At 64.9% G+C, this 23,560-nt stretch carries 36 protein-coding genes; all 36 read left to right on the top strand.

All coding sequences use genetic code 11. The annotated features are described in order from the left end of the window. Nucleotides 1-95: EF-Tu C-terminal domain-related protein (locus H536_RS23845; protein ID WP_155898537.1), on the top strand; the 95-nt coding region annotated here is incomplete at its 5' end. A gap of 165 nt (nucleotides 96-260) precedes the next feature. Next, nucleotides 261-569, top strand: a complete 309-nt coding sequence (gene rpsJ, locus H536_RS0117465) for a 30S ribosomal protein S10 (RefSeq protein ID WP_006205468.1) — start codon at nucleotides 261-263, stop codon at nucleotides 567-569. A gap of 25 nt (nucleotides 570-594) precedes the next feature. Then, nucleotides 595-1,320 (top strand): 50S ribosomal protein L3, encoded by a 726-nt coding sequence (rplC, locus tag H536_RS0117470; RefSeq protein ID WP_024351692.1) that lies wholly within the window; start codon nucleotides 595-597, stop codon nucleotides 1,318-1,320. Beyond that, complete coding sequence (gene rplD, locus H536_RS0117475; protein ID WP_009209731.1) at nucleotides 1,320-1,940, top strand: 50S ribosomal protein L4; 621 nt, start codon at nucleotides 1,320-1,322, stop codon at nucleotides 1,938-1,940. The genes rplC and rplD overlap by 1 nt, the downstream gene beginning before the upstream one ends. After that, a complete protein-coding gene (locus H536_RS0117480) occupies nucleotides 1,937-2,230 on the top strand; it encodes a 50S ribosomal protein L23 (protein WP_024351693.1) in 294 nt (97 codons plus the stop codon). Before rplD ends, H536_RS0117480 begins: the two co-directional genes overlap by 4 nt. A gap of 23 nt (nucleotides 2,231-2,253) precedes the next feature. Further along, nucleotides 2,254-3,090 (top strand): 50S ribosomal protein L2, encoded by an 837-nt coding sequence (rplB, locus tag H536_RS0117485; protein WP_009209730.1) that lies wholly within the window; start codon nucleotides 2,254-2,256, stop codon nucleotides 3,088-3,090. Nucleotides 3,091-3,102: 12 nt separating this feature from the next. Beyond that, the gene (gene rpsS, locus H536_RS0117490) at nucleotides 3,103-3,381 is read left to right on the top strand and encodes a 30S ribosomal protein S19 (RefSeq protein WP_024351694.1); all 279 of its coding nucleotides are present in this window, start codon (nucleotides 3,103-3,105) and stop codon (nucleotides 3,379-3,381) included. A gap of 2 nt (nucleotides 3,382-3,383) precedes the next feature. Continuing rightward, nucleotides 3,384-3,773 (top strand): 50S ribosomal protein L22, encoded by a 390-nt coding sequence (rplV, locus tag H536_RS0117495; protein ID WP_009209729.1) that lies wholly within the window; start codon nucleotides 3,384-3,386, stop codon nucleotides 3,771-3,773. Beyond that, nucleotides 3,773-4,480 carry a 30S ribosomal protein S3 gene (gene rpsC, locus H536_RS0117500; RefSeq protein ID WP_009209728.1) on the top strand — a complete coding sequence of 236 codons (708 nt, stop codon included), beginning with the start codon at nucleotides 3,773-3,775 and terminating at the stop codon, nucleotides 4,478-4,480. Before rplV ends, rpsC begins: the two co-directional genes overlap by 1 nt. Nucleotides 4,481-4,507: 27 nt before the next feature. After that, on the top strand, nucleotides 4,508-4,921 hold the full coding sequence (gene rplP, locus H536_RS0117505) for a 50S ribosomal protein L16 (RefSeq protein ID WP_009209727.1): 414 nt from the start codon (nucleotides 4,508-4,510) through the stop codon (nucleotides 4,919-4,921). An 11-nt stretch (nucleotides 4,922-4,932) separates the two neighbouring features. Beyond that, a complete protein-coding gene (rpmC, locus tag H536_RS0117510) occupies nucleotides 4,933-5,133 on the top strand; it encodes a 50S ribosomal protein L29 (RefSeq protein WP_009209726.1) in 201 nt (66 codons plus the stop codon). A 10-nt stretch (nucleotides 5,134-5,143) separates the two neighbouring features. Next, entirely contained in the window at nucleotides 5,144-5,392 is a 249-nt protein-coding gene (gene rpsQ, locus H536_RS0117515) for a 30S ribosomal protein S17 (protein WP_024351695.1), read from the top strand. Nucleotides 5,393-5,454: 62 nt separating this feature from the next. After that, nucleotides 5,455-5,823, top strand: coding sequence for a 50S ribosomal protein L14 (rplN, locus tag H536_RS0117520; protein ID WP_009209725.1), 369 nt, complete (start codon nucleotides 5,455-5,457; stop codon nucleotides 5,821-5,823). Nucleotides 5,824-5,838: 15 nt separating this feature from the next. After that, complete coding sequence (gene rplX, locus H536_RS0117525; RefSeq protein ID WP_009209724.1) at nucleotides 5,839-6,153, top strand: 50S ribosomal protein L24; 315 nt, start codon at nucleotides 5,839-5,841, stop codon at nucleotides 6,151-6,153. Then, on the top strand, nucleotides 6,146-6,709 hold the full coding sequence (rplE, locus tag H536_RS0117530; RefSeq protein WP_024351696.1) for a 50S ribosomal protein L5: 564 nt from the start codon (nucleotides 6,146-6,148) through the stop codon (nucleotides 6,707-6,709). Before rplX ends, rplE begins: the two co-directional genes overlap by 8 nt. A gap of 25 nt (nucleotides 6,710-6,734) precedes the next feature. Next, nucleotides 6,735-7,040, top strand: a complete 306-nt coding sequence (gene rpsN / locus H536_RS0117535; RefSeq protein ID WP_009209722.1) for a 30S ribosomal protein S14 — start codon at nucleotides 6,735-6,737, stop codon at nucleotides 7,038-7,040. A gap of 12 nt (nucleotides 7,041-7,052) precedes the next feature. Further along, on the top strand, nucleotides 7,053-7,451 hold the full coding sequence (gene rpsH / locus H536_RS0117540; RefSeq protein WP_009209721.1) for a 30S ribosomal protein S8: 399 nt from the start codon (nucleotides 7,053-7,055) through the stop codon (nucleotides 7,449-7,451). Nucleotides 7,452-7,492: 41 nt separating this feature from the next. Beyond that, nucleotides 7,493-8,026, top strand: a complete 534-nt coding sequence (gene rplF / locus H536_RS0117545; protein WP_009209720.1) for a 50S ribosomal protein L6 — start codon at nucleotides 7,493-7,495, stop codon at nucleotides 8,024-8,026. Between the two features lie 8 nt (nucleotides 8,027-8,034). Then, entirely contained in the window at nucleotides 8,035-8,397 is a 363-nt protein-coding gene (gene rplR, locus H536_RS0117550) for a 50S ribosomal protein L18 (protein ID WP_009209719.1), read from the top strand. Nucleotides 8,398-8,486: 89 nt separating this feature from the next. After that, complete coding sequence (rpsE, locus tag H536_RS0117555) at nucleotides 8,487-9,044, top strand: 30S ribosomal protein S5 (protein ID WP_009209718.1); 558 nt, start codon at nucleotides 8,487-8,489, stop codon at nucleotides 9,042-9,044. Between the two features lie 54 nt (nucleotides 9,045-9,098). Further along, nucleotides 9,099-9,302, top strand: coding sequence for a 50S ribosomal protein L30 (gene rpmD / locus H536_RS0117560; protein WP_024351697.1), 204 nt, complete (start codon nucleotides 9,099-9,101; stop codon nucleotides 9,300-9,302). A 120-nt stretch (nucleotides 9,303-9,422) separates the two neighbouring features. Further along, nucleotides 9,423-9,890, top strand: a complete 468-nt coding sequence (gene rplO, locus H536_RS0117565; RefSeq protein WP_009209717.1) for a 50S ribosomal protein L15 — start codon at nucleotides 9,423-9,425, stop codon at nucleotides 9,888-9,890. Nucleotides 9,891-10,027: 137 nt separating this feature from the next. Beyond that, nucleotides 10,028-11,371, top strand: a complete 1,344-nt coding sequence (gene secY / locus H536_RS0117570) for a preprotein translocase subunit SecY (RefSeq protein WP_024351698.1) — start codon at nucleotides 10,028-10,030, stop codon at nucleotides 11,369-11,371. Then, nucleotides 11,368-12,021, top strand: coding sequence for an adenylate kinase (locus H536_RS0117575; protein WP_009209715.1), 654 nt, complete (start codon nucleotides 11,368-11,370; stop codon nucleotides 12,019-12,021). The genes secY and H536_RS0117575 overlap by 4 nt, the downstream gene beginning before the upstream one ends. 209 nt (nucleotides 12,022-12,230) lie before the next feature. Continuing rightward, nucleotides 12,231-12,599, top strand: coding sequence for a 30S ribosomal protein S13 (rpsM, locus tag H536_RS0117580; protein ID WP_009209714.1), 369 nt, complete (start codon nucleotides 12,231-12,233; stop codon nucleotides 12,597-12,599). 104 nt (nucleotides 12,600-12,703) lie between these two features. Next, nucleotides 12,704-13,093, top strand: a complete 390-nt coding sequence (gene rpsK, locus H536_RS0117585) for a 30S ribosomal protein S11 (protein ID WP_009209713.1) — start codon at nucleotides 12,704-12,706, stop codon at nucleotides 13,091-13,093. Nucleotides 13,094-13,209: 116 nt separating this feature from the next. Continuing rightward, nucleotides 13,210-14,238, top strand: a complete 1,029-nt coding sequence (locus tag H536_RS0117590) for a DNA-directed RNA polymerase subunit alpha (protein WP_009209712.1) — start codon at nucleotides 13,210-13,212, stop codon at nucleotides 14,236-14,238. A 148-nt stretch (nucleotides 14,239-14,386) separates the two neighbouring features. Beyond that, a complete protein-coding gene (gene rplQ / locus H536_RS0117595; protein WP_009209711.1) occupies nucleotides 14,387-14,809 on the top strand; it encodes a 50S ribosomal protein L17 in 423 nt (140 codons plus the stop codon). Between the two features lie 145 nt (nucleotides 14,810-14,954). Next, nucleotides 14,955-15,989: an NAD-dependent epimerase/dehydratase family protein gene (locus H536_RS0117600; protein WP_024351699.1), complete on the top strand. Its 1,035-nt coding sequence runs from the start codon at nucleotides 14,955-14,957 to the stop codon at nucleotides 15,987-15,989. A gap of 236 nt (nucleotides 15,990-16,225) precedes the next feature. Beyond that, entirely contained in the window at nucleotides 16,226-16,396 is a 171-nt protein-coding gene (locus H536_RS24490) for a hypothetical protein (RefSeq protein ID WP_155898538.1), read from the top strand. Between the two features lie 189 nt (nucleotides 16,397-16,585). Next, nucleotides 16,586-18,145, top strand: coding sequence for a DegQ family serine endoprotease (locus tag H536_RS0117610; RefSeq protein ID WP_373279292.1), 1,560 nt, complete (start codon nucleotides 16,586-16,588; stop codon nucleotides 18,143-18,145). Between the two features lies 1 nt (nucleotide 18,146). Continuing rightward, nucleotides 18,147-19,505, top strand: a complete 1,359-nt coding sequence (locus tag H536_RS0117615) for a replication-associated recombination protein A (protein WP_024351701.1) — start codon at nucleotides 18,147-18,149, stop codon at nucleotides 19,503-19,505. Between the two features lie 147 nt (nucleotides 19,506-19,652). After that, on the top strand, nucleotides 19,653-21,269 hold the full coding sequence (locus tag H536_RS0117620; protein ID WP_024351702.1) for a BCCT family transporter: 1,617 nt from the start codon (nucleotides 19,653-19,655) through the stop codon (nucleotides 21,267-21,269). 141 nt (nucleotides 21,270-21,410) lie between these two features. Next, nucleotides 21,411-21,788 carry a fluoride efflux transporter CrcB gene (gene crcB, locus H536_RS0117625; RefSeq protein ID WP_024351703.1) on the top strand — a complete coding sequence of 126 codons (378 nt, stop codon included), beginning with the start codon at nucleotides 21,411-21,413 and terminating at the stop codon, nucleotides 21,786-21,788. A gap of 37 nt (nucleotides 21,789-21,825) precedes the next feature. Next, nucleotides 21,826-22,812 (top strand): RluA family pseudouridine synthase, encoded by a 987-nt coding sequence (locus H536_RS0117630; RefSeq protein WP_024351704.1) that lies wholly within the window; start codon nucleotides 21,826-21,828, stop codon nucleotides 22,810-22,812. Continuing rightward, on the top strand, nucleotides 22,812-23,519 hold the full coding sequence (locus H536_RS0117635) for an HAD-IA family hydrolase (RefSeq protein WP_024351705.1): 708 nt from the start codon (nucleotides 22,812-22,814) through the stop codon (nucleotides 23,517-23,519). Before H536_RS0117630 ends, H536_RS0117635 begins: the two co-directional genes overlap by 1 nt. The last annotated feature ends 41 nt before the right edge of the window (nucleotides 23,520-23,560 follow it).

A 23,560-nucleotide genomic window follows, 5' to 3' on the forward strand; every position in this document is an offset into this window, starting at 1 on the left:
TCGTGCCGATCGCGATGGAAGACAAGCTGCGCTTCGCCATCCGCGAAGGCGGCCGCACCGTCGGCGCCGGCATCGTCGCCTCGATCATCGAGTAGGACGAAGCGATCTCGGGGACGCCGCGCGCTTGAGAGCGGCGTCCCCGGTTCTTTGCCCCCCACGGGCGAGCCGGGGTTCGCCCCGCGCGACATTGGCTGCTTTGACAAGACAAGCGCTCGGAAAGCGCCGCCGCGCCGGTGGTCTCCGACGAGAGGACGAATAAAATGAACGGCCAGAATATCCGCATCCGCCTCAAGGCGTTCGATCACCGGGTTCTCGATGCGTCGACCCGCGAGATCGTGTCGACCGCTAAGCGCACCGGCGCGAATGTGCGGGGGCCGATCCCGCTGCCGACGCGGATCGAAAAGTTTACCGTGAACCGTTCGCCGCACGTCGACAAGAAGTCGCGCGAGCAGTTCGAAATGCGCACCCACAAGCGGCTCCTCGACATTGTCGATCCGACGCCGCAGACGGTTGATGCGCTCATGAAGCTCGACCTCGCCGCCGGCGTTGATGTCGAGATCAAGCTCTGATCCGAGCACGGGAAGGATAACGCCCATGCGTTCAGGTGTGATAGCACAGAAGGTCGGCATGACCCGCGTCTACAACGACGTCGGTGAGCATGTTCCGGTCACCGTCCTGAAGGTCGAGAACCTCCAGGTCGTCGCCCAGCGGACCAAGGAAAAGAACGGTTACACCGCCGTCCAGGTCGGCGCTGGCCTCGCCAAGGTCAAGAACACGTCCAAGCCGATGCGCGGCGTGTTTGCCCAGGCTTCGGTCGAACCGAAGCGCAAGCTCGTCGAGTTCCGCGTGTCGGACGACAACATGATCGACGTCGGTGCCGAGATCACGGCCGAGCACTTCGTGCCGGGCCAGATGGTCGACGTGACCGGCACCTCGATCGGTAAGGGCTTCGCCGGCGCGATGAAGCGCCACAACTTCGGCGGCCTGCGCGCCACCCACGGCGTGTCCGTCTCGCACCGTTCGCACGGTTCGACCGGTCAGCGTCAGGATCCCGGCAAGGTCTTCAAGAACAAGAAGATGGCCGGCCATATGGGCGACGTCCGCGTGACCACGCAGAACCTGCAGGTCGTGCGCACCGATCCCGAGAAGGGCCTGATCCTGGTTCGTGGCGCCGTCCCGGGCTCCAAGGGTGGCTGGATCGAAATTCGTGACGCCGTGAAGGCGTCGCTGCCCGACAACGCGCCGAAGCCGGCCGCGCTCCGCAACGCCGGAAACGGTGCTGCTGTCGAGACCGCGGACGCTTCCGAGGGAGCGGAATAATGGACGTTACGATCAAAAGCCTCGACGGCAAGGACGCCGGCACGGCTACCCTGGCCGACGACATCTTCGGTCTCGAGCCGCGCGAAGACATTCTTCAGCGCATGGTTCGCTGGCAGCTGGCCAAGCGCCAGCAGGGGTCCCACCAGACCCTCGGCCGTGCGGAAATCGCACGGACCGGCGCGAAGCTGTACCGCCAGAAGGGCACCGGTCGTGCCCGTCACGGCTCGGCGCGTGCGCCGCAGTTCCGCGGTGGTGGCAAGGCCCACGGTCCGGTCTCGCGCAGCCATGCGCATGACCTGCCGAAGAAGGTGCGGGCTCTGGCCCTGCGCCATGCGCTGTCGGCCAAGGCGAAGTCGGGCGGCATCGTCGTCATCGACGAGCTGAAGGCTGCTGAGGGCAAGACCAAGGCGATGGTCAAGACCTTCGCCGATCTGGGCCTGACCAACGCGCTGTTCATCGGTGGTGCGGAGCTCGACGCGAACTTCACGCGCTCGGCTCGCAACATCCCGCAAATGGACGTGCTGCCGGTTCAGGGCATCAACGTCTACGACATTCTCCGCCGCCAGACGCTGGTTCTGTCGAAGGCTGCGGTCGAGGCTCTCGAGGAGCGGTTCAAATGACCGATCTGCGCCATTACGACGTCATCACGAGCCCGGTGATCACCGAAAAGTCGACGCTTCTGTCCGACAACAACCAGGTGGTCTTCAACGTCCCGGGGACGGCGACCAAGCCGGACATCAAGGCCGCCGTCGAGGCGCTCTTCAATGTCAAGGTGACCGCCGTCAACACCATGGTCCGCAAGGGCAAGGTCAAGCGCTTCCGTGGCCGCATCGGCCGCCAGAGCGATCAGAAAAAAGCCGTCGTGACGTTGGCCGAAGGCCAGTCCATCGACGTCTCGACCGGTCTTTGATCGGGACCGGAGGGAGCTAGGCAATGGCACTTAAGAATTTCAAACCGAACACGCCGAGCCAGCGTCAGCTGGTCATCGTCGATCGCTCGGGCCTCTGGAAGGGCAAGCCGGTCAAGCAGTTGACCGAGGGTCTCAGCCAGAAGGGCGGCCGCAACAATGCCGGTCGCGTCACGGCTCGCTACCAGGGCGGCGGTCACAAGCGGACCTACCGCATCATCGACTTCAAGCGTCGCAAGTTCGACGTGTCGGCGACGGTCGAGCGGATCGAGTACGATCCGAACCGCACCGCCTTCATCGCGCTGCTGAAGTACGAGGATGGCGAGTTCGCCTACATCCTGGCGCCGCAGCGCGTGGCTGCTGGCGACACGGTGATCTCGGGCCTGTCCGGCGTCGACGTCAAGCCGGGCAACGCGATGCCGCTGTCGGCCATGCCGGTCGGCACGATCGTCCACAATGTCGAGATGAAGCCGGAGAAGGGTGGTCAGATCGCCCGTTCGGCTGGCGCCTATGCGCAGCTCGTCGGTCGTGACTCGGGTCTCGCAATCCTGCGCCTGAATTCGGGCGAGCAGCGCCTGGTCCCGTCGTCCTGTCTCGCGACGGTCGGCGCGGTCTCCAACGCCGATCACTCGAACATCAACCTCGGCAAGGCTGGTCGTTCGCGCTGGCTGGGTCGTCGCCCGCACGTTCGCGGTGTCGTGATGAACCCCGTCGATCACCCGCATGGTGGTGGTGAAGGTCGTACGTCCGGTGGTCGTCACCCGGTTTCGCCGTGGGGCAAGCCGACCAAGGGCAAGCGTACCCGCCAGAACAAGTCGACTGACAAGTTCATCATGCGCTCGCGCCATCAGCGCAAGAAGTAAGAGGATTTCTTCATGACACGTTCCGTCTGGAAGGGTCCGTTCGTCGATGGCTACCTTCTCAAGAAAGCCGAGAAGGGGCGCGAGAGCGGCCGCAACGATGTGATCAAGATCTGGAGCCGTCGTTCGACGATCCTGCCCCAGTTCGTCGGTCAGACCTTCGGCGTCTACAACGGCTCGAAGCACATTCCGGTGTCGGTCAACGAGGATATGGTCGGACACAAGTTCGGCGAGTTCGCTCCGACCCGCACCTATTACGGCCACGGCGCCGACAAGAAGGCGAAGAGGAAGTAGCAATGGGCAAGGCCAAAGCCGAACGTCGGCTGTCGGAGAACGAGGCGAGAGCGGTCGCCCGGACGATCCGTGTCAGCCCGCAGAAACTGAACCTCGTCGCGCAGATGATCCGCGGCAAGAAGGTCGACGCCGCACTCGCGGATCTGACCTTCTCGCGCAAGCGGATCGCCGAGACGGTCAAGAAGACGCTGGAAAGCGCCATCGCCAACGCCGAGAACAACCATGATCTCGACGTCGATTCGCTGGTCGTCGCCGAGGCTTATGTCGGCAAGTCGATCACGATGAAGCGCTTTCATGCCCGCGGTCGCGGTCGTGCCAGCCGCGTCGAGAAGCCGTTCTCGCATCTGACGATCGTCGTGCGCGAGATCGCCGCAATCGAGGAGGCCGCATAATGGGTCAGAAGATCAATCCGACCGGTTTTCGGCTCGGCATCAACCGCACCTGGGATTCGCGCTGGTATGCGAACACCGGCGAGTACGGTCACCTGCTGCACGAGGATCTGAAGATCCGCGCCTATCTGCTCAACGAGCTGAAGCAGGCCGCGGTCTCCAAGATCGTCATCGAGCGTCCGCACAAGAAGTGCCGCATTACGATCCACTCGGCACGTCCGGGCATCGTCATCGGCAAGAAGGGCGCCGACATCGAGAAGCTTCGCAAGAAGCTCGCTGCGATGACCAACGCCGAGACGCACATCAACATTGTCGAGGTGCGCAAGCCCGAGACCGATGCGACCCTGGTGGCTCAGTCCATCGCCCAGCAGCTCGAGCGCCGCGTGGCGTTCCGCCGTGCGATGAAGCGTGCCGTCCAGTCCGCCATGCGCCTCGGCGCGGAAGGCATCCGCATCAATTGCGGTGGCCGTCTCGGCGGCGCGGAGATCGCGCGCACCGAATGGTACCGCGAAGGCCGGGTGCCGCTGCACACGCTGCGCGCCGACATTGACTACGGGACTGCCGAAGCCAAGACGGCCTACGGCATCTGCGGCGTCAAGGTCTGGATCTTCAAGGGCGAGATTCTCGAGCACGATCCGATGGCCTCCGAGCGCCGTCAGGTCGAAGGCGAGGGTCAGGGCGGCGGCGGTCGTCGTCGCGAGCACGCCTGAGCCTTATCGAATTCGGAGTGACATAAGATGCTGCAGCCAAAGCGCACAAAGTACCGGAAGGCGTTCAAGGGACGCATTCACGGTACCGCAAAAGGCGGAACCGGCCTTAATTTCGGCGCCTTCGGATTGAAGGCGATGGAACCAGAGCGGGTCACCGCGCGTCAGATCGAGGCGGCTCGCCGCGCGATCACCCGCCAGATGAAGCGCCAAGGCCGCGTGTGGATCCGGATCTTCCCGGACCTGCCCGTGACCTCCAAGCCGACCGAAGTCCGCATGGGTAAGGGCAAGGGGTCCGTTGACTATTGGGCGGCGCGGGTGCATCCCGGCCGCGTGGTCTTCGAGATCGACGGTGTCGACGAGACGACGGCCCGCGAGGCGCTTCGTCTCGGCGCGGCCAAGCTGCCGATCCGTACGCGCTTCATTCAGCGCATTGCCGAATAGGAGAGTTTGAAGTGAAAGCTTCCGACGTCAAGACAATGACCCAGGACGAACTCACCGACGAGCTCGCCAAGCTGAAGAAGGAGCAGTTCAACCTGCGCTTCCAGCGTGCCACGGGTCAGCTCGAGAACACCGCCCGCGTGCGCAAGGTGCGCCGCGACATCGCGCGGATCAAGACGATTTCTCGCCTGAAGGCGGGCGAGGCCAAGGCCTGAGGACGAGAATATGCCCAAACGTATCCTGCAGGGGACGGTCGTCTCCGACAAGAACGACAAGACGGTAGTGGTCCTGGTGGAGCGTCGCTTCACCCACCCGCTGTTCAAGAAGACCGTGCGCCGTACCAAGAAGTACAAGGCGCACGACGAGAGCAATCAGTACAAGGTCGGCGATATCGTCTCCATCGAGGAGACGCGGCCGATCTCGCGCGACAAGAGCTGGATCGTCGTTTCGAGCGAAGCGGCAGCAGCCAGTTGATGATTTGGCCGGGACGCGCGCGTCAAGCGCACCCCGGCAGCAAGCTTTGAAGGCGGTCTGACATGATTCAGATGCAAACAAACCTCGACGTCGCGGATAACTCCGGTGCGCGTCGTGTCATGTGCATCAAGGTATTGGGCGGCTCGAAGCGGAAATATGCCTCGGTCGGCGACATCATCGTCGTTTCCGTGAAGGAGGCAATTCCGCGGGGCCGTGTGAAGAAGGGCGACGTGATGAAGGCCGTGGTGGTACGTACCGCCAAGGACATCCGCCGCGCCGACGGTTCGGTGATCCGGTTCGATTCGAACGCCGCGGTCCTGATCGACAACAAGAAAGAGCCGGTCGGCACCCGTATCTTCGGCCCGGTTCCCCGCGAGCTTCGCGGCAAGAACCACATGAAGATCGTCTCGCTGGCCCCCGAAGTTCTGTAAGAAGGAGAGCGGACGATGCAGAAGATCCGCAAGGGCGACACGGTCGTCGTGCTCGCCGGCAAGGACAAGGGCCGGTCGGGTGAAGTCATTAAGGTGATGCCGAAGGACGGTCGTGCACTGGTGCGTGGGATCAACATGATCAAGCGCCACCAGCGTCAGACCGCTTCCCAGGAAGCCGGCATCATCAACAAGGAAGCCGGCATTCAGCTTTCCAACCTGGCGGTCGCAGACCCGAAGGACGGCAAGGCGACCCGCGTCGGCTTCAAGGTACTCGACGATGGCACCAAGGTGCGCGTCGCCAAGCGCTCGGGAGAGCAGATCAATGGCTGATACGGAAACCGCTTACGAGCCGCGCCTCAAGCGCGTCTATCGCGAAGAGGTCCGCAAGACGCTTCAGGACCAGTTCTCGTATCAGAACGAGATGCAGGTCCCGCGCGTCGACAAGATCGTCATCAACATGGGCGTCGGCGAGGCAACTGCCGACTCCAAAAAGCCGACGGTCGCTGCCGAGGACCTGGGCCGCATCGCGGGCCAGAAGCCGGTCATCACCTATGCGCGCAACTCCATCGCAGGCTTCAAGGTCCGCGAAGGCATGCCGATCGGCGCCAAGGTCACGCTGCGCAAGGACCGCATGTACGAGTTCATGGACCGGCTGGTGCAGATCGCACTGCCGCGTGTCCGCGACTTCCGCGGCCTGAACCCGAAGAGCTTCGACGGTCGTGGCAATTTCGCCATGGGCGTCAAGGAGCACATCGTGTTCCCGGAGATCAACTACGACAAGGTTGATCAGATGTGGGGCATGGACATCATCGTCTGTACGACGGCGAACACCGACGACGAAGCCCGGGCGCTGCTGACAGCGTTCAACTTCCCGTTCCGCCAGTAACGGCTGACGAGCAAAGGACGAGATAATGGCCAAAAAGGGCATGATCGAGCAGAACAAGCACCGTCAGAAGATGGTGGCGAAATACGCCGCCAAGCGGGCTGCTCTGAAGGCGATCACCAAGAATGCCGACGCCCCCATGGAAGAGCGCTTTCAGGCGCAGCTCCAGCTCGCGGAACTGCCGCGGAACGGGTCGAAGGTTCGCATTCGTAACCGCTGCGAGGTGACGGGCCGTCCGCGCGCCTACTATCGCAAGCTGAAGATGAGCCGCATTGCGCTCCGGGACCTGGGCAACAACGGCCAGATCCCCGGTATCGTGAAGTCGAGCTGGTAAGGAGGTATAGACATGTCTTTGTCTGATCCGCTCGGCGATATGCTGACCCGTATCCGCAACGCCATCATGCGCAACAAGTCCTCGGTGACGACGCCCGCGTCGAAGCTGCGCGGCCGTGTGCTCGACGTCCTCAAGGACGAGGGCTACATCCGTGGCTACACCCAGACCGAGTTCGTTGCCGGCAAGTCCGAGTACGAAATCGAGCTGAAGTACTACGAAGGCGGACCCGTCATCCGGGAGATCGCCCGCGTCTCGAAGCCTGGTCGTCGCGTCTATGTGTCGGCCAAGACGATTCCGCAGGTCGCGAACGGTCTGGGCATCTCGGTCCTGTCGACGCCGAAGGGCGTCATGGCCGACCATAGCGCCCGTGAACAGAATGTCGGCGGCGAGGTGCTCTGCCGCGTCTTCTGACGCGGCGGCACTGACGCCCAGCGAACGCACAGGGTTTCGAAATGTCTCGTATTGGTAAGAAGCCGATCGCACTGCCGGAGGGTGTCTCTGCCACCGTCGACGGTCAGACCGTGACGGCAAAGGGCCCTAAGGGCGAGCTCACCTTCGTGGTGAACGAGGAAGTCCTCGTGAAGATGGAAGACGGCGCGGTCCAGGTGGATCCGCGCGACAATTCCAAGGATGCACGCTCCAAGTGGGGCATGTCCCGCACGATGATCTCCAACATCGTCAACGGCGTGAAGACGGGTTTCGAGAAGAAGCTCGAGATCAACGGCGTCGGCTATCGTGCCTCGCTGCAGGGCAAGAACCTGCAGCTGGCCCTTGGCTTCTCGCACGATGTGATCTACCCGGTGCCGGAAGGTATCCAGATCACCGTGCCCAAGCCAACCGAGATCGTCATCTCGGGCATCGACCGTCAACGGGTCGGGCAGGTTGCGGCAGAGATTCGCGAGTACCGCGGCCCCGAGCCCTACAAGGGCAAGGGCGTCAAATATGCTGACGAGACGATCGTCCGCAAAGAGGGCAAGAAGAAGTAGGGCTCGTAATGGCTACCTTGAAGGAAAATCTGCGACGGCGGGCCTCGCGCATCCGCCGCTCGATCAAGAAGGTGGCGAACGGTCGTCCTCGGCTGTCCGTCCATCGCTCTTCGAAGAACATCTATGCGCAGATCATCGACGACACCGCGGGCCGTACGCTCGCCGCTGCCTCGACCCTCGACACCTCGCTGCGTTCGCAGCTGAAGACGGGTGCCGACACCGAGGCCGCTGCGGCGGTTGGCAAGCTGGTCGCCGAGCGTGCGAAGGAAGCCGGCGTCACCGACGTGGTTTTCGATCGTGGCGCGTTCATCTATCACGGCCGGATCAAGGCACTCGCCGAATCGGCACGTGAAGGCGGTCTCAACTTCTGAGGCCGCTCGGGCGCATCGCCCGTATCATTGCGGCCGCTTGACGCGGTCGCCACCGACAGACGCCTCCGGAAAAGAACAAGGAACAGGATATGGCGCCTCGTAACGATCGACGTGAAGACCGCGATGACGGTTTCGTCGACAAGCTCGTTCACATCAACCGCGTTGCCAAGGTGGTCAAGGGTGGCCGTCGCTTCGGCTTCGCCGCCCTCGTCGTCGTCGGCGACTTGAAGGGCCGCGTCGGCTTCGGCCACGGCAAGGCACGCGAAGTGCCGGAGGCCATCCGCAAGGCGACGGAAGCCGCCAAGCGCGATCTCATCTTCGTGCCGCTGCGCGACGGTCGTACGCTGCATCATGACGTCAGCGGTCGTCACGGCGCCGGCAAGGTCATCCTGCGCGCCGCCGAGGCCGGTACCGGCATCATCGCCGGCGGCCCGATGCGCGCCGTCTTCGAAGCCGTCGGCATGCATGACGTCGTCGCCAAGTCGCTCGGCTCGTCGAACCCCTACAACATGGTTCGCGCGACCTTCGACGGCCTGAAGCAGGCCATGCATCCGAAGGACGTCGCTTCGCGTCGCGGCATCAAGTACTCCGAGCTCCAGGCACGTCGCCGGGAAGTCATCGGTGCGCAGGCCGCTTCCGAGGATTGATTGGATGCGGGGAGTTCGGCGAACTCCTCGCGCTTTGACTGAAGGAGCCAATCGATGGCCGAAACAAAAACCGCAGGTAGCACCGTCACCGTCGTGCAGACCGGCAGCCCCATCCGTCGCTCCGCCGACCAGCGCCAGACGCTGATCGGCCTGGGGCTGAACAAGATGCACCGTCGCCGGACGCTCGAGGACACCCCCGCCGTGCGTGGGATGATCGCCAAGGTCGCCCATCTCGTGCGCGTGGTCGAGCCGGCCTGACGAGTGCGTGGAGCGGCATCGCGTTGGGCGCGGCCGCACCAGACCGTAATTTTGCCAGAGCATCGGGCTACCGCGCAGGGCAGGGCGTTGCCCACCCTCCGGTAGACCAGGAGAAGCAACATGAAACTCAATGAGATTTCCGACGTCGAGGGCGCGACCCACTCGCGCAAGCGTGTCGGTCGCGGAATCGGTTCGGGCAAGGGCAAGACCGGTGGTCGTGGCGTCAAGGGACAGAAGTCCCGTTCGGGCGTCTCGATCAACGGCTTCGAGGGCGGCCAGATGCCGCTGTTCCGCCGTCTGCCGAAGCGCGGCTTCGTCAACATCTTCGCCAAGAACTTCAACGTCGTGTCGCTCGGACGCGTGCAGCAGGCGATCGACGCCGGCAAGCTCGACGCCTCGGCGACAGTCGATCTCGCAGCCCTCAAGGCTGCCGGTCTGGTGCGTCGCGCCAAGGACGGCGTGCGCGTCCTGGGCGACGGCGAACTGACCGCCAAGGTCTCCTTCCTCGTCGATGGCGCCTCCAAGTCGGCCGTCGAGAAGGTCGAGAAGGCTGGTGGTTCCATCAAGACCGTGGGAGCGGAAGCCTAAGGCTTCTTGCACCCGGCGGACGCGGCGTCTATCTCTCGGTCTTCCTCATGGAGGAGCCCGCCGGTAGACGGCGCGGCTGACGGTACGGGCGCGCATTCGATGCCGACCCGCCGGACAACCCCGGAGACAGGTAAAGTATGGCATCGGCTGCGGAACAACTCGCCGCGAATTTGAACTTTTCGGCCTTTGCGAAGGCTGAGGATCTCAAGAAGCGCATCTGGTTCACCCTGGGTGCGCTTCTGGTGTATCGGCTCGGCACCTATATTCCGATGCCGGGCATCAACCCTGACGCACTCGCGCAGGCCTTCCAGCAGCAGTCGACCGGCATTCTCGGTCTGTTCAACATGTTTTCCGGCGGTGCCGTCGGACGCATGGCGATCTTCGCGCTGGGAATTATGCCCTACATCTCCGCTTCCATCATCATTCAGCTGATGACGTCGGTCATTCCGTCGCTCGAGCAGCTGAAGAAGGAAGGCGAGCAGGGCCGCAAGGTCATTAATCAGTACACCCGCTACGGCACCGTGCTTTTGGCCACGGTCCAAGCCTACGGCATCGCTGCCGGCCTGCAGACCCAGCCCGGCATCGTCGTCGATCCGGGCATGTTCTTCCAGGTCTCCGCGGTGATCACGCTGGTCGGTGGCACCATGTTCCTGATGTGGCTGGGCGAGCAGATCACCGCCCGCGGCATCGGCAACGGCATCTCGCTGATCATCTTCGCCGGCATCGTGGCGCATCTGCCTTCGGCGATCGCGAATCTCCTCGAGCTCGGCCGCACCGGCGCGCTGTCCACCGCCGTGATCCTTCTGGTGATCGTCGTGGCGGTCGCCTGCATCGCGGTCATCGTGTTCTTCGAGCGCGCCCAGCGCCGGCTGCTGATCCAGTATCCCAAGCGCCAGGTCGGCAACCGGATGTTCCAGGGCGACACGTCGCACCTGCCGCTGAAGCTGAACACCGCCGGCGTCATCCCGCCGATCTTCGCGTCCTCGCTCCTGCTTCTGCCGGTGACGATCGCGAATTTCACCAGCACGGAGGATCTGCCGGGCTGGGCGTCGGCGACGATCGCTTCGCTCGGCCACGGCCAGCCGCTCTACATGGCGATGTATGCCGGCCTGATCGCGTTCTTCGCCTTCTTCTACACGGCCGTCGTGTTCAATCCGAAGGACACGGCCGACAATCTGAAGAAGCATGGCGGCTTCATTCCGGGCATCCGTCCGGGCGAGCGCACGGCCGAATACATCGACTACGTGCTGACCCGCATCACGGTCGTCGGCGCCATCTACCTGGTGATCATCTGTCTTCTGCCGGAATTCCTGATCTCGGCCGTGGGTGTCCCGTTCTATCTTGGCGGCACGTCGCTGCTGATCGTCGTCAGCGTCACGATGGATACTGTCGCGCAGGTGCAGGGGCACCTCCTGGCGCACCAGTATGAGGGCCTCGTGAAGAAGGCGAAACTCAGGGGTGGAAGACGGGGGGCCAGATGAGGCTGATATTGTTGGGGCCGCCGGGAGCCGGGAAGGGCACCCAGGCGCAGCGCCTGATCGAAACGCACAAGATCCCGCAGCTCTCGACCGGCGACATGCTGCGGGCGGCTGTGACCGCCCAGTCCGAAGTCGGGCTGAAAGCCAAGGCGGTGATGGATTCCGGCAATCTCGTCTCGGACGACATCGTCAATGCGATCGTCTCCGAGCGGATCGACCAGGCGGACTGCGCCGAGGGCTTCATCCTCGACGGGTATCCGCGGACGCTGAACCAGGCCGACGCGGTCGAGGCGATGCTGGAGCGCAAGGGCCTGAAGCTCGATCATGTGATCGAGATCAAGGTCGATGACGATATCCTCGTCAACCGCGTCTCCGGTCGCTTCTCCTGCGCCAGTTGCGGCGCGGTCTATCACGACGAGGACAAGCGTCCGAAGGTCGAGGGCGTCTGCGACGTTTGCGGCTCGACGGATTTCAAGCGCCGTCCCGACGACAATGCCGAGACCATGCGCACCCGGCTGCGGTCCTATTACAAGGACACCTCGCCGCTGGTCGGTTACTACCACTGCAAGGGCACGCTGCGTGCCGTCGATGGCATGCAGCCCATCGACGTGGTGACCGAGAGCATCGAGCGCATCGTTTCGGGCAAGGCCTGACGCGTCGAAACCGGCGGCGGCCACGGCCGCCGCAAGGGGCGGGCGGTTGACTTGTCAAGCCCCGCTGATCTATAGCCTGCGCTATTCGCGAATCCTTAGCGATCGGCGCATGTCTTCATTCGGAGTCCTGCATCGGTCGCTTTCGGCTGCAGGGCCCCGCATCTTGTGTATGGCGGGCCCAGAGCCCATCTAATTCTAGGAGTATGGTTGTGGCCCGTATCGCTGGCGTCAACATCCCGACCAACAAGCGCGTCGTCATCGCGCTGCAGTACATCCATGGTATCGGCGCTGCCCATGCCAAGGACATCGTCAAGAAGGTCAATCTCGGCGACGAGCGCCGCGTCAACGACCTGACCGACGCTGAAGTCCTGCAGATCCGTGAGATCATCGATCGCGACTACCGCGTCGAGGGCGATCTGCGTCGCGAGACCGCAATGAACGTGAAGCGTCTGATGGACCTCGGCTGCTACCGCGGCCTGCGTCATCGTCGCAGCCTTCCGGTTCGCGGTCAGCGCACGCACACCAATGCCCGCACCCGCAAGGGTCCGGCCAAGGCGATCGCCGGCAAGAAGAAGTAAGACGGGTCCTTCCGGAACCGTTTCATACGATGCGGCGCGTCCTCGGGCGCGCCGTGGTGTAGCTGCCGGAATTACGGCGGTGTCGATATCAACAGGACAGTTTAATGGCTAAAGAAGCACAGCGCGTTCGCCGTCGCGAGCGCAAGAACATCACGTCGGGCGTCGCCCATGTGAGCTCGACCTTCAACAACACGCTGATCACCATCACCGATGCGCAGGGCAACTCGATTGCCTGGTCGTCGGCTGGCGCGCAGGGTTTCAAGGGCTCGCGCAAGTCGACGCCGTTCGCCGCGCAGGTCGCTGCCGAGGACGCCGCCAAGAAGGCGCAGGAACACGGCATGAAGACCCTCGAGGTCGAAGTCCGCGGTCCGGGTTCGGGTCGTGAGTCGGCGCTCCGCGCGCTGCAGGCCGCCGGTTTCACGATCACCTCGATCCGTGATGTCACGCCGATCCCGCACAACGGCGTGCGCCCCCGCAAGAAGCGCCGCGTCTGATGCTTTTCGCCGCGCTCGTCTGAGCGCGGTGTGCAGCCGACAGGAAGGGTTCCGCCTTCCGCACTCAGACCTATCGCCACGATTGGATGGTGGCGAGGAAACTGAAAGGCATCCGCATGATTGCTAGCAATTGGCAAGATCTTACCAAGCCGAACCAGGTGGTGTTCAAGAATGGCGGAAGCCGTTCGAAGGCGTCCCTGACGGCCGAGCCGCTGGAGCGCGGCTTCGGCCTGACGCTCGGCAACGCGCTGCGTCGCGTTCTTCTGTCGTCGCTCCAGGGTGCCGCCATTACGGCCATCCAGATCGACGGCGTTCTGCACGAGTTCTCCTCGATCCCGGGCGTCCGTGAAGACGTCACGGACATCGTCCTGAACGTCAAGGAAATCAACATCGGCATGCAGGGCGAAGGCCCGAAGCGGATGGTGGTGCGCAAGCAGGGCCCGGGCATCGTCCGCGCCGGCGACATCCAGACGGTCGGTGACATCGAGGTCCTGAACCCCGAGCACGAGATCTGCACCCTCGACGAGGGCGCCGAGATCCGCATGGAGTTCACGGTCAACACCGGCAAGGGCTACGTCCCGGCCGACCAGAACCGCGCCGAGGATGCGCCGATCGGGCTGATCCCGGTCGATTCGCTGTTCTCGCCGGTCAAGAAGGTGTCCTACAAGGTCGAGGCGACCCGCGAGGGTCAGGACCTGAACAAGGACAAGCTGACCATGCAGATCGAGACCGATGGCTCGATCAGCGGCGAGGACGCCGTGGCCTACGCCGCGCGCATCCTGCAGGACCAGCTTTCGGTGTTCGTGAACTTCGAGGAGCCGCAGCGCGACCAGCGCGCGCCGGCCGGTGCCGAGGAACAGATGGCCGAACTGGCCTTCAACCCGGCGCTGCTCAAGAAGGTCGACGAGCTCGAACTGTCCGTGCGTTCGGCGAACTGCCTGAAGAACGACAACATCGTCTATATCGGTGATCTGATTCAGAAGACCGAGGCGGAGATGCTGCGTACGCCGAATTTCGGCCGCAAGTCGCTCAACGAGATCAAGGAAGTTCTCGCGTCCATGGGGCTGCATCTCGGCATGGAAGTGTCGGATTGGCCGCCGGAGAACATCGACGATCTGGCCAAGCGCTACGAAGACCAGTACTAGAACGAGACTGCCTCCCGCCGGCGCCCGCGTCGGCGGGAGGATTTCAATCATTCAAAGGAACGGCGGCCTGTCCCGAGAACGGGGCAGGGACGCAAAGATCCCGACTTCCGGCGCAATGACGCCGGCTTATTTGACTTGAGGAAATCCCATGCGCCACGCAAAACGCGGTCGTAAGCTTAATCGTACCGCCAGCCACCGTAAGGCGATGTTCGCCAACATGGTCGCTTCGCTGATCCTGCACGAGCAGATCGTGACCACCCTGCCGAAGGCCAAGGAACTGCGCCCGATCGTCGAGAAGATGATCACGCTGGGCAAGCGCGGCGATCTGCATGCGCGCCGCCAGGCGATCTCGCAGGTTCGCGACCCGTCGGTCATCGGCAAGCTGTTCGACACGCTGGCTCCGCGTTACGCCGAGCGCAACGGCGGCTACACCCGCGTTCTGAAGGCCGGCTTCCGCCGCGGTGACAACGCCCCGCTGGCCGTCATCGAATTCGTCGATCGTGACCCGGAAGCCCGTGGCGCCATTGATCGCGAGCGCGTCGAGGCCGAAGGCGAGCTCGACGCAGCCTGATCGACCCGATCATCGGAACGAGGAACGAGGGGCCCATGTGGCCCCTTTTTCATGTCCGCTCCACCCCACGCTATCTGCCGGAGGGTGACCGGCTGACCCGCGCGTAGTCGTGCGGCGTGGGACAGCACGAACGAGGAGGCTAGCGATGGCGCGGGATCGGGTGCTGCTCACCGGCATATCGGGCTTCATCGCCGGCCATGTGGCGCTGCGTCTGCTCCGGGCCGGCTACGATGTGCGCGGAACGGTGCGCGGGCTCGACAAGGCAGACGCCGTTCGCGGCCTGCTCGCCGCCGCCGGTGCGGATATCGATCGGCTGTCCTTCGTCGCTGGGGACCTCACTGACGACGCCGGCTGGATGGAGGCGGCCGCAGGCTGCCGCTACGTGCTGCACAGCGCATCGCCATTCCCCGCAAGCCCGCCACGCGACCGGCATGCGCTGGTTCCGGCAGCCGTGGACGGCACCCTGCGGGTGATGGCCGCCGCGGAACGCGCCGGCGCCGAGCGGATCGTCCTGACGTCGTCGGCCGCGGCGATCTATTCGGCCCATCCTCCGCGCCCTGGGGAGTACTACGGCGCGGCCGACTGGTCCGACACCGAAAGCCCCGACATCTCCGGCTATGCCCTGTCGAAGACCCTCGCCGAACGCGCTGCCTGGGATGCGGCGCGAGACGCGGGGCTCGACCTGGTCGCGATCAATCCGGCACTGGTTCTCGGTCCGCTGCTGGGGGCAGGCGCGCCGGGAGGCGAGGGCACGTCGGCAGCGCTGATCCGGGCCGTGATGGAGGGGCGCATGCCCGTCGTTCCCGATCTGGCCTTCGCGCTCGCCGACGTCCGCGACGTCGCCGACGCGCATCTGGCGGCGATGACGGCGCCGTCAGTGTCCGGACGGCGTTTCGCCCTGTCCAGCGGCACGCTCAGCCTGATCGAGATCGGCAAGGTGGTGGGCGAGGCCTGTCCCGGTAAAGCACGCCGCCTGCCGCGCTGGACATTGCCGGATCGCGTGGTGCGGCTTGCCGCGATCCTGTCACCGCAGGCACGCGCCGCCGTGCCCGAACTCGGTCGTCGCAAATCGCTCGACACCACGCCGGCGCGCGACATTCTCGGCCTGTCGGCACGGCCCCCGGAAGATGCCGTCGCCGCGATGGCGCAGAGCATCCCGCAGCTGCCGCGGACCGTCTGAGACAAGCCCGCATGGGCCGCTCCAGCTTCGGCTGCTACGCATTTCGCGTATTCGGTAAGTGTGATGCAAATGCCATGGCGAGGGCCGCCGGGGCGTGGCATAGGCGGGGTCTCGGGGGAGCCAGCAGAAATTTCGTTCAAAACGAGGCAACCTTTTGGCGGCCGAACGCTTTTGCCCTCAAGAACGGGACGCAGCCACGCAAAAGTGGCGACATTTACGCGGATGAAACAACTTCTATGAAAAATGCGGACATCATGAACACCACGGGCCGGCTCTCCATGCGACGCACTTTTCTGACCCTCCTGTGTGCCATGGCGGCATTTGGCGTCCTGACCGCCAGCTACGCGACGGCCGACCTGCCTGACGAGGCGGTTGCGACCAGCACGCAGACGGCGGTCGCAGACTAGGCGACGTCAGCCACACAGATCGCAATGACGAGGAAGGGGCCGCAACGGCCCCTTTTTCGCGTCCGCGGTCTGGTCTATGCGAAAGCAGGCCGCCACTGCGCGGCGTGACTTTTCGCAAGGCAGCATCCGGTTCCAGCGCCTGTTCACAGTGCCGGGCCGATGCTGCCGAGCCACCACGGCGGACCGGATATGCAGATGAAACTGATTCTTGCGGGTCTACTGATTGGCGCCGGGGTGCTCGCAGCCCCCTATCTCGACCTCTTCGACGGCGGTGATCCGAAGCCGTCCCTGGGGCAGGATGCGGCGGGCAGCGCGGCGCCGGGCGATGGTTTCGTCCCCCTCCTCGATGACGGCGAGACCCGCGTCGCCGAGGCCGACACCGCCCCGGCCGGGCAGCCGGTGCCGTCATCCCCCGTCGGGGAGGCCGATGCCCGCGTGCCGGCGAGCCAGACGCAGATCCAGCTTTCCTTCGCACCTCTGGTGAAGCGGACTGCGCCAGCGGTGGTCAATGTCTATGCCGCGCGGGCCGTCCCGGCGCAGCGCTCGCCCTTCGCCGGCGATCCCTTCTTCGGTCAGTTCTTCGGCCAGCCGCGCAATCGCCAGCCGCGGATGGAATCGTCCCTCGGCTCCGGCGTCATCGTCGATGCGTCGGGGCTCGTCGTTACCAACAACCATGTCGTGGCCGACGCGGACGAGGTGAAGATCGGCTTTGCCGACGGGCGCGAGTTCAAAACCGAGGTCCTGCTCAAGGACGACAGCGTCGATCTGGCGGTGCTGAAGATCGAGGGCGAGGGGCCGTTCCCGACCCTGCCGATCGCCGATTCGGACCGGTTGCAGATCGGCGATCTCGTCCTGGCGATCGGCAATCCCTTCGGCATCGGCCAGACGGTGACCAGCGGCATCGTCTCGGCGCTCGCCCGAACCCATATCGGCGTCGACGATTTCGGCTTCTTCATCCAGACCGATGCGGCGATCAATCCCGGCAATTCCGGCGGCGCGCTGATCGGCATGTCGGGGGAACTGGTCGGGGTGAACACCGCCATCTTCTCGCGCTCGGGCGGCTCCAACGGCGTCGGCTTCGCCATTCCCGCCAACATGGTGGCGAGCTTCATCCGTTCGGCCAAGGCCGGCGGCCGCTTCGAGCGGCCCTTCATCGGGGCGAGCTTCGTGCCGGTGACCGCCGACATCGCCGAGGCGGTGGGGCTCGATCGCCCGTCGGGAACCCTCGTCCGGGGCATCATGCCCGGTGGTCCCGCCGAGGCGGCAGGCCTTGCGGTCGGCGACGTGATCCTGGCGGTGGACGGCCTCGAGGTCGGCGGCGCAGATGCCCTGGGGTACCGGTTGGCGACGGCCGGGATCGGCAAGACCGTAAGTCTGACGGTGCTGCGCGGCGATGAGCGCCGCACGCTGGAACTGCCGCTGCAGCCGGCGCCGGAGATACCGCCGCGCGACGCCCGCACCATCGACGGGCAGAACCCGTTCGCCGGGGCCACCGTCCTCAACCTGTCGCCGCGCGTGGCGGAGGAGTTCGACATGCCGCTCGAAAAGACCGGCGTGCTCGTGGCGGAGGTGGCGCGCGGCTCGCTCGCGCAGCGTTTCGGGTTGCGGCCGGGGGACATCGTCCTCGCCGTCAACGGCGAGCCGGTGACGACCACCAGGGAACTTGAGGCCGCAGCCATCGACAGCAATCGCGGCTGGAGCTTCGAGATCGACCGGAACGGACGCCGCCTGGCGCGGCGGGTGCGCTGACATGGCGGATCTCTTCGGCGACGGTGGCGGCGCTCCGAGCGAGCGGCCGCGGCCATCCGCAACGGCGGTGGACGATCGGAACGACCGCTCCCGGCCGCTGGCCGACCGGCTGCGACCGCGCCAGCTCGGCGAGGTCGTCGGCCAGGAACATCTGACGGGCGAGGGCGGGGTCCTGTCGCGCATGCTCGAGGCGACGAGCCTCGGTTCGATGATCTTCTGGGGTCCGCCGGGCACCGGCAAGACCACCGTGGCGCGGCTGCTCGCCCATGAGGTGGACTACGCCTTCGAGCAGATCTCGGCGATCTTTTCCGGCGTCGCCGATCTGAAGAAGATGTTCGAGGCGGCGCGGCTGCGTCGCTCCAACGGCAGGCGCACGCTGCTCTTCGTCGACGAGATCCACCGCTTCAACCGCGCCCAGCAGGATTCCTTCCTGCCGGTCATGGAAGACGGCACCGTCGTCCTCGTCGGCGCCACGACCGAGAACCCGTCCTTCGAGCTCAACGCCGCTCTCCTGTCGCGCGCACGGGTACTGACCTTCAAGCCGCACGGTTCCGCCAGCCTCGTGAAGCTGCTGGAGCGGGCCGAGGCGACCGAAGGCATGGCACTACCGCTCGACGAACAGGCGAGGGCGGTGCTGCTGCGCATGGCGGATGGCGACGGCCGCGCCGCGCTGACGCTGGCCGAGGAGGTCTGGCGCGCCAGCCGCAAGGGCGAGATCTTCGATGCCGCGGGTTTGCAGGAGATCGTCCAGCGGCGCGCGCCGGTCTACGACAAGGGCCAGGACGGCCATTACAATCTGATTTCCGCGCTGCACAAGTCGGTGCGCGGCTCGGACCCGGACGCCGCCCTCTACTGGCTGTGCCGCATGCTTGACGCAGGGGAGAACCCCCTGTATCTCGGCCGCCGTCTGGTGCGCATGGCTTCCGAGGATATCGGACTGGCCGATCCCCGCGCGCTGGGCATTGCGCTCGCCGCCAAGGACGCCTTCGACTATCTCGGATCGCCGGAGGGCGAACTCGCGCTGGCCGAGGCGACCGTCTATCTGGCGAGCGCACCGAAATCCAACGCCGTCTACACCGCCTACAAGGCGGCCATGCGCGCGGCGAAGGAACACGGCTCGTTGCTGCCGCCGAAACACATTCTCAATGCCCCGACTGCGCTGATGCGCGACGAGGGCTACGGCTCCGGATACGCCTATGACCATGACGCGCCCGACGCGTTTTCCGGTCAGGACTATTTTCCGGACGAGATGGACCGGCAGCAATTCTACCGGCCGACTGATCGTGGTGCAGAGATCCCGATCGGCGACCGGCTTCAAAATTGGGCGAAACTTCGCCGCAATCGTGACCGCAGGGGTTGATACTTTTCCCGCGACACCAAGTAATCAGCATCGGTGAGAATATCGCCGGAGTGTCCGCGTGCCCGATCTGTGGCAATATGGCGGCTTGATCGTCCGGGCTTCGTTTGACGCCCCCGAATTTCCATAATCGTGCAAAGCGAGGTTCAGATGTCTCTCGAACCGGGCCAATTGGCCGAACATTCGATAACCGATTACGAGGTCGGTCAAGACAACATGCAACGGTTCGGGCTGGATATTCATAATCCGGTTTTCCCGATTTCCGCCGGCGTCATCATCGCCTTCGTCACCTTCACCCTGCTGTTCCCGACGATGGCGGACGGCTTCTTCGGGTGGCTGCGTCCGGCGATCACCAACACCTTCGACTGGCTGTTCATCATCGCCGGCGACATCTTCGTGCTGTTCTGCCTGTTCCTGATCGTCTCGCCCTACGGCAAGATCCGGCTCGGCGGAAAGGACGCGCGTCCGGACTACGGCTATTTCGGCTGGTTCGCGATGCTGTTCGCCGCCGGCATGGGCATCGGCCTGATGTTCTACGGCGTGTCCGAGCCGATCACCCACTTCACCGCCGCCATGGAAGGCGGCTCGGCTGCACCGCTGGGTGGCGCTCCCGGCGACATCGAGGCGGCACGCCGTCTTGGCATGGCCGCCACGATCTACCACTGGGCGCTGCATCCCTGGGCGATCTACGCCGTGGTGGCGCTGGCCCTCGCCTTCTTCAGCTACAATCTCGGTCTGCCGCTGACCATCCGCTCGGCCTTCTATCCGCTGCTCGGCGAGAAGACCTGGGGCTGGCCCGGCCATCTGATCGACATCCTGGCGGTCTTCGCCACGCTGTTCGGTCTGGCGACCTCGCTCGGCTTCGGTGCGGAGCAGGCGGTGTCCGGTCTCAACTTCCTGTTCGGCGTGCCGGATTCGCTCCTGTCCAAGATCGTGCTGATCTGTCTGATCACCGCCGTCGCGCTGGTGTCGGTCGTGGCCGGCCTCGACGGTGGCGTGAAGCGGCTGTCGGAGCTGAACATGGTCCTGGCGCTGCTGCTGATGCTGTTCATCTTTGCAGTCGGGCCGACGATGGATCTCGTCTACGGCTTCTTCGGCAACTCCGTCGCCTATCTGCGCGAGGTGATCCCGCTGTCGAACCCGTTCGGCCGGACCGATGACGGCTATCGCACCGGCTGGACGACCTTCTACTGGGCCTGGTGGATCAGCTGGTCGCCCTTCGTCGGCATGTTCATTGCCCGCGTTTCGCGCGGTCGTACGGTGCGTGAGTTCATCACCTGCGTGCTGCTCATCCCGACCGTCGTTTCGGTGATCTGGATGACGATCTTCGGTGGCACCGCGCTGACCGAAACGATCGCCGGCTACACCGGGATCGTGGACGCCGACCTGTCGGTCAAGCTTTTCGCCATGCTCGGCGAGCTGCCGCTGTCCTCGATCAGCTCGTTCATCGGCATCATCCTGGTGATCGTGTTCTTCGTGACCTCGTCGGACTCCGGCTCGCTGGTGATCGACACGATCACGGCAGGCGGCAAGATCGACGCGCCGGTGCCCCAGCGCATCTTCTGGGCGACCTTCGAAGGTCTGGTGGCGATCACGCTGCTGATCGGCGGTGGTCTGGCGGCCCTGCAGGGGGCGGCGATCACGACGGGGCTTCCCTTCGCGGTGCTGCTGCTCGTGCTCTGCTATTCGACCCTGCGCGGGCTCCATGGGGAGCTGAAGCAGCCGTTCCAGCAGCACGCCGAGGCGGAAGCGCGCGCCGCCGAATAGGCCGCCTTCCCAGGACGACAAACCGACGGCGGGGCCAGCCACTGGCCCCGCCGTCTTGCGTTCGGACGGTGTTCTCAGCCTGCCGACACCGGGCTTCTCCGGCATCTTACGCCACGTCGCGCCATCGGTTAGAAGGCGGCCATGTCACAGCTTCTCATCGTTGCCGCCGGCGGTGCCGTCGGCGCCACCCTCCGGCACCTCTCCGGCATGGCTGCCATGCGCCTGTTCGGCGCGGGATTTCCGTGGGGCACGGTCTTCGTGAACGTCTTCGGCTCGTTCCTGATGGGGCTGTTCATCGAGCTGGCGGCACGACGCTTCGGAGCCTCGCAGGAAGTTCGCCTGTTCGTCGCCACCGGATGCCTGGGCGGCTTCACCACCTTCTCGACCTTTTCGCTCGATGCGATGGCGTTGGCCGAGCGCGGATCCCACACATTGGCGGCGATCTACGTGATCGGGTCGGTGGTTGTGGGGATCGCGGCGTTGTTTGCCGGTCTCGCCCTCGCGCGCGGGCTCGCCTGATGCTATCTGCACCAGTTCAAGCGGAAGGCATGTGATAATGGCGTCGGTCGAACAAAGACGGATCGAGGATGACGAGGCGGGATTGCGCCTCGATCGTTGGTTCAAACTGCACTACCCGGGACTGGGCTTCGGCCATCTGCAGAAGCTGCTGCGCTCGGGACAGGTGCGCATCGACGGTGGTCGCGCCAAGACCGATACCCGGGTGCAGCCCGGGCAGATGGTTCGCATTCCGCCGATGAGCGGCGATGCGGGGCGTCCGAAGATCGGGCCGCTGACGGCCAACACCATGCGCGACAAGCACGATGACGAGGTGTTGTCGCAGATGCTGATCTACGAGGACGAGAAGGTCTTCGTCTTCAACAAGCCGGCAGGACTGGCCGTGCAGGGCGGCTCCGGCCTGAACCGGCATGTCGACAAGATGCTGGAGGCTTGGCGCAGCCGCAAGGGCGAGAAGCCCCGGCTGGTCCACCGCCTCGACCGCGACACCTCCGGCGTGCTGGTCGTCGCCCGCACCCGCGGCGCGGCCACCGCGCTGACCAAGGCGTTCCGCGAGCGCGACACCAAGAAGACCTACTGGGCCATCCTCAAGGGCGTACCGGTGCCCCATGAGGGCCGCATCTCGACCTTTCTCGTCAAGGAACAGACGCCGGACGGCGACCGCATGCGGACCGCCAAGCATGGCGAGGAGGGCGCCGACCATGCGCTGACCCATTACCGGGTCATCGAGAACCTGGCGCAGAACTTCTCCTGGGTGGAGATGGAGCCCTATACCGGCCGCACCCACCAGCTGCGTGTCCACGCGCTGCATATCGGCAACCCGATCCTGGGCGACCCGAAATATTTCGAGCATGACACCAACTGGGAGTTTCCGGGCGGCGTCCAGAAACGGCTGCACCTCCACGCCCGCCGCATTGTCATTCCGCATCCGAGCGGCGGCTTCATCGACCAGATCGCACCGCTGCCGCCCCACATGATCCAGACCTTCAATCTGTTCGGCTTCGACGAAACGGCGATGAACGACTGATGAAGGCCGTTCTGTTCGATTGCGACGGCACGATTGCCGATTCCTGCGGGGTCATCTGCGCCACGATGCGCCTGGCCTTCGAGGCACACGGCCTGCCGGCGCCCGAGGATGCCGCGACGCGGGGCATTATCGGCCTGTCCCTCGACCAGGCGATCCGGCGGCTGCATCCCGTCGCCGAGCCGGCGCTCGTCGCGACTCTCGTCGACGGTTATCGGCAAGCCTTCCGCATCCAGCGCGCCGATCCCGATTTCCGCGAGCATCTGTTTCCCGGCATGAAGGCGCTGGTCCAGGATCTGGCGGCGCGCGACGACGTGTTCGTAGGGCTGGTGACCGGCAAGTCGCGCCGTGGCGTCGCCTCGATCTGCGAGGCCCATGGCCTGACCGACGCCTTCCTCGCGGTCCGCACGGCGGACGACTGCCCGTCCAAGCCGCATCCAGCGATGGTCGAGGAATGCTGCACGGTCTTCGGCGTTGCGCCGCGCGATGCGCTGGTCGTCGGCGATTCGATCTTCGACATGGAAATGGCCCGGGCCGCAGGCGCCGCGGCCCTGGGGGTTGCCTGGGGCACGCACGAGCCGGCGCCGCTGCTTGCCTCCGGCGCCTATGCCGTCGCCGAAACCGTGACCGGGCTGGTCGAGAGCGTGGACCGCTGGCTGGCGGACCCGATCATCCAGCCCGCGATGCGGCAAGCCGCTCCGGCGCTGTAGGGCGGGGTCCGGCGAGGCCGGCAGACGACAATGGCATGTGG

It is taken from the genome of Aurantimonas coralicida DSM 14790, from assembly GCF_000421645.1.
GTDB lineage: Bacteria > Pseudomonadota > Alphaproteobacteria > Rhizobiales > Rhizobiaceae > Aurantimonas > Aurantimonas coralicida.

Excerpts from the sequence above, each read along its gene's own strand:
- rpsJ (WP_006205468.1), top strand. The coding sequence starts at position 261 with ATGAACGGCCAGAATATCCGCATCCGCCTCAAGGCGTTCGATCACCGG.
- rplC (WP_024351692.1), top strand. The coding sequence starts at position 595 with ATGCGTTCAGGTGTGATAGCACAGAAGGTCGGCATGACCCGCGTCTAC.
- rplD (WP_009209731.1), top strand. The coding sequence starts at position 1,320 with ATGGACGTTACGATCAAAAGCCTCGACGGCAAGGACGCCGGCACGGCT.
- H536_RS0117480 (WP_024351693.1), top strand. The coding sequence starts at position 1,937 with ATGACCGATCTGCGCCATTACGACGTCATCACGAGCCCGGTGATCACC.
- rplB (WP_009209730.1), top strand. The coding sequence starts at position 2,254 with ATGGCACTTAAGAATTTCAAACCGAACACGCCGAGCCAGCGTCAGCTG.
- rpsS (WP_024351694.1), top strand. The coding sequence starts at position 3,103 with ATGACACGTTCCGTCTGGAAGGGTCCGTTCGTCGATGGCTACCTTCTC.
- rplV (WP_009209729.1), top strand. The coding sequence starts at position 3,384 with ATGGGCAAGGCCAAAGCCGAACGTCGGCTGTCGGAGAACGAGGCGAGA.
- rpsC (WP_009209728.1), top strand. The coding sequence starts at position 3,773 with ATGGGTCAGAAGATCAATCCGACCGGTTTTCGGCTCGGCATCAACCGC.
- rplP (WP_009209727.1), top strand. The coding sequence starts at position 4,508 with ATGCTGCAGCCAAAGCGCACAAAGTACCGGAAGGCGTTCAAGGGACGC.
- rpsQ (WP_024351695.1), top strand. The coding sequence starts at position 5,144 with ATGCCCAAACGTATCCTGCAGGGGACGGTCGTCTCCGACAAGAACGAC.
- rplN (WP_009209725.1), top strand. The coding sequence starts at position 5,455 with ATGATTCAGATGCAAACAAACCTCGACGTCGCGGATAACTCCGGTGCG.
- rplX (WP_009209724.1), top strand. The coding sequence starts at position 5,839 with ATGCAGAAGATCCGCAAGGGCGACACGGTCGTCGTGCTCGCCGGCAAG.
- rplE (WP_024351696.1), top strand. The coding sequence starts at position 6,146 with ATGGCTGATACGGAAACCGCTTACGAGCCGCGCCTCAAGCGCGTCTAT.
- rpsN (WP_009209722.1), top strand. The coding sequence starts at position 6,735 with ATGGCCAAAAAGGGCATGATCGAGCAGAACAAGCACCGTCAGAAGATG.
- rpsH (WP_009209721.1), top strand. The coding sequence starts at position 7,053 with ATGTCTTTGTCTGATCCGCTCGGCGATATGCTGACCCGTATCCGCAAC.
- rplF (WP_009209720.1), top strand. The coding sequence starts at position 7,493 with ATGTCTCGTATTGGTAAGAAGCCGATCGCACTGCCGGAGGGTGTCTCT.
- rplR (WP_009209719.1), top strand. The coding sequence starts at position 8,035 with ATGGCTACCTTGAAGGAAAATCTGCGACGGCGGGCCTCGCGCATCCGC.
- rpsE (WP_009209718.1), top strand. The coding sequence starts at position 8,487 with ATGGCGCCTCGTAACGATCGACGTGAAGACCGCGATGACGGTTTCGTC.
- rpmD (WP_024351697.1), top strand. The coding sequence starts at position 9,099 with ATGGCCGAAACAAAAACCGCAGGTAGCACCGTCACCGTCGTGCAGACC.
- rplO (WP_009209717.1), top strand. The coding sequence starts at position 9,423 with ATGAAACTCAATGAGATTTCCGACGTCGAGGGCGCGACCCACTCGCGC.
- secY (WP_024351698.1), top strand. The coding sequence starts at position 10,028 with ATGGCATCGGCTGCGGAACAACTCGCCGCGAATTTGAACTTTTCGGCC.
- H536_RS0117575 (WP_009209715.1), top strand. The coding sequence starts at position 11,368 with ATGAGGCTGATATTGTTGGGGCCGCCGGGAGCCGGGAAGGGCACCCAG.
- rpsK (WP_009209713.1), top strand. The coding sequence starts at position 12,704 with ATGGCTAAAGAAGCACAGCGCGTTCGCCGTCGCGAGCGCAAGAACATC.
- H536_RS0117590 (WP_009209712.1), top strand. The coding sequence starts at position 13,210 with ATGATTGCTAGCAATTGGCAAGATCTTACCAAGCCGAACCAGGTGGTG.
- rplQ (WP_009209711.1), top strand. The coding sequence starts at position 14,387 with ATGCGCCACGCAAAACGCGGTCGTAAGCTTAATCGTACCGCCAGCCAC.
- H536_RS0117600 (WP_024351699.1), top strand. The coding sequence starts at position 14,955 with ATGGCGCGGGATCGGGTGCTGCTCACCGGCATATCGGGCTTCATCGCC.
- H536_RS24490 (WP_155898538.1), top strand. The coding sequence starts at position 16,226 with ATGAAAAATGCGGACATCATGAACACCACGGGCCGGCTCTCCATGCGA.
- H536_RS0117610 (WP_373279292.1), top strand. The coding sequence starts at position 16,586 with ATGCAGATGAAACTGATTCTTGCGGGTCTACTGATTGGCGCCGGGGTG.
- H536_RS0117615 (WP_024351701.1), top strand. The coding sequence starts at position 18,147 with ATGGCGGATCTCTTCGGCGACGGTGGCGGCGCTCCGAGCGAGCGGCCG.
- H536_RS0117620 (WP_024351702.1), top strand. The coding sequence starts at position 19,653 with ATGTCTCTCGAACCGGGCCAATTGGCCGAACATTCGATAACCGATTAC.
- crcB (WP_024351703.1), top strand. The coding sequence starts at position 21,411 with ATGTCACAGCTTCTCATCGTTGCCGCCGGCGGTGCCGTCGGCGCCACC.
- H536_RS0117630 (WP_024351704.1), top strand. The coding sequence starts at position 21,826 with ATGGCGTCGGTCGAACAAAGACGGATCGAGGATGACGAGGCGGGATTG.
- H536_RS0117635 (WP_024351705.1), top strand. The coding sequence starts at position 22,812 with ATGAAGGCCGTTCTGTTCGATTGCGACGGCACGATTGCCGATTCCTGC.